2 protein-coding genes are annotated in these 2,144 nt (G+C 43.9%); one reads left to right on the top strand and one right to left on the bottom strand.

Going from position 1 to position 2,144, the window contains the following annotated elements:
* Positions 1 to 201: hypothetical protein (locus E8M12_RS16385; protein ID WP_211245006.1), on the top strand; the 201-nt coding region annotated here is incomplete at its 5' end.
* A 14-nt stretch (positions 202 to 215) separates the two neighbouring features.
* Here E8M12_RS16385 and glnS read toward each other — a convergent pair.
* The gene (glnS, locus tag E8M12_RS07565; RefSeq protein ID WP_136735486.1) at positions 216 to 1,886 is read right to left on the bottom strand and encodes a glutamine--tRNA ligase; all 1,671 of its coding nucleotides are present in this window, start codon (positions 1,884 to 1,886) and stop codon (positions 216 to 218) included.
* Positions 1,887 to 2,144 lie beyond the last annotated feature (258 nt).

Genomic DNA, 2,144 nt, shown 5'->3' with positions numbered 1-2,144 from the left:
ATAACCATGGGTGTCTTAATAACCATGGGTGTCTTAATAACCATGGGTGTCTTAATAACCATGGGTGTCTTAATAACGGTGGGTGTCTTGATAACTATGGGTGTCTTGATAACTATGGGTGTCTTAACAGCTATGGGTGTCTGGGTAATTTATTCGGGAAATAAAAAACGGAACCTTGTTTGGTTCCGTTTTTCGATTTAGGGTTTTATCAGGGATTAACCTTCAATTTTTGCCCAGGTGTCTCGCAAACCGACGGTGCGATTAAACACCAGGTTGTCTGTGCTAGCGTCTTTGCTGTCCAGGCAGAAATAACCCTGACGCTCAAACTGGTAAGCTTTTTCAGCTTCGGCACTTGCCAGTGAAGGCTCAACCTTAGCACCTTTGATAACCTGCAACGATTCAGGGTTGATAACGCTATGGAAATCTTCCGCCGCTGCCGGGTTTGGTACGGTGAATAAGCGATCGTACAAACGCACTTCTGCATCTAGGCTTTCGCTCGCGCTGACCCAGTGGATCACGCCTTTGACTTTGCGGCCATCAGCAGGATTTTTACCTAGGGTGTCAGGATCATAGGTACAATAAATGGTGGTAATATTACCTTCTGCATCCTTCTCACAGCGCTCTGCTTTTATCACATAGGCGCCACGCAGACGTACTTCTTTACCTAACACAAGACGCTTGTATTTTTTGTTTGCTTCTTCGCGGAAATCTTCGGCTTCGATAAAGACTTCACGGGTAAACGGCACCTCACGAGATCCCATCGCATCATCGTTCGGGTGGTTTTTCACCGTTAATGTCTCAACCTTACCCTCATCGAAGTTTTCAATAACAACGCGTACTGGATCGAGAACAGCCATCGCTCGAGGAGCATGTTCGTTAAGATCTTCACGAATACAGGCTTCAAGCACGCCCATTTCCACGGTGTTGTCCATTTTAGTCACGCCGATGCGCTTACAAAATTCTCGAATAGACGCTGGTGTATAACCACGGCGACGGAAACCGGCGATGGTCGGCATACGAGGATCATCCCAACCGTTAACCAGTTTTTCTTCGACCAGAGCATTAAGCTTACGCTTACTCATTACCGTGTATTCCAGGTTCAAGCGAGAAAATTCATATTGGCGCGGTTGTGCTTCAATGGAAATGTTATCGATGACCCAGTCGTACAGACGACGATTATCCTGAAACTCCAGGGTACAAAGCGAATGGGTGATATCTTCAATGGCATCAGAAATACAGTGGGTAAAATCGTACATTGGATAGATGCACCATTTGTCACCCGTCTGATGATGATGAGCAAACTTCACCCGATAAATTACCGGGTCGCGCATACACATGAAGCTCGAGGCCATATCAATTTTGGCACGCAATGAACACTCACCTTCTTTGAACTCGCCGTTCTTCATTTTTTCAAACAAAGCCAGGTTTTCTTCAACCGGGGTATCACGATAAGGACTATTTTTACCGGGAGCCGTCAGTGTACCGCGATATTCACGCATTTGCTCAGCATTGAGAAAATCTACATAAGCCAGGCCTTTTTCAATAAGTTCAACCGCATAACCATATAAACGATCAAAATAGTCGGAGGAATAGCGGATATCGCCATGCCATTGAAAGCCCAACCATTTCACATCTTCCTGAATGGATTTTACATAATTGATGTCTTCTTTTTCAGGGTTTGTATCGTCAAAACGCAAGTTACACTGGCCCTGATAATCCTTAGCAATGCCAAAATTCAGGCATATGGATTTCGCATGGCCAATGTGCAGATAACCATTGGGTTCTGGAGGAAAACGGGTATGAACGCCAGTGTGCTTACCTGAGGCCAGGTCCGCATCAATAATTTGGCGAATAAAGTTGCTCGGACGATTTTCAGTTTCCGACATCTATTGAACCTCAAAAAACTTATAATTTAGATAAATAACGACGCATTATAACAACACTGTCCTATATCTAATAGAGGCTATTGAGCAATAGTAAAAGGTTTTTCTTAAAATATTTTTGTTGTGGCCCAGGTAGCAATTAAGCCGATATTTCAGACGATTAGAGCAAGAGGTTATTTATTTCAGGAATCGCAAAGAACGCAGATAGCAAGGTCTTAGTTTTCGATTTCAAGTTAGGGTGTTATTGAGAAACGTTGAGAA

The sequence above is a fragment of the Thalassotalea mangrovi genome, assembly GCF_005116735.1.
GTDB lineage: Bacteria > Pseudomonadota > Gammaproteobacteria > Enterobacterales > Alteromonadaceae > Thalassotalea_A > Thalassotalea_A mangrovi.
This window is presented reverse-complemented; position numbering and strand designations above follow the sequence as displayed.

Excerpts from the sequence above, each read along its gene's own strand:
- glnS (WP_136735486.1), bottom strand. The coding sequence starts at position 1,886 with ATGTCGGAAACTGAAAATCGTCCGAGCAACTTTATTCGCCAAATTATT.